General features: G+C 34.2%; 1 pseudogene. It reads right to left on the bottom strand.

Annotated elements, in window-relative coordinates:
- Positions 1-104 (bottom strand): annotated as a pseudogene (locus tag ACY2RT_RS15625) (50S ribosomal protein L17); the annotation flags it as partial.
- Between the last annotated feature and the right edge of the window lie 133 nt (positions 105-237).

Here is a 237-nt window from a genome sequence, read left to right on the forward strand (position 1 = left end):
TTTATTCTTTTATGCTCAATTAGGGAACAAGCCATATTTGCAAGCATCGCCTTTCTATGCGCTGGTTTTCTTCCTAAATGATTTATTTTCTTTCCGTTTCTCATGACATTTTTGTTTTCATCATCTTGCTACCAGACCACGCCAAAGGCGTAGGAGCAAATTATGATTAATTAGTCTTTATCTAATTTATATTTTGAAAGATCCATACCAAAATTAAGTCCCTTCACGTTTACAAGC

It is taken from the genome of Ulvibacter sp. 2210JD10-4, assembly GCF_058148525.1.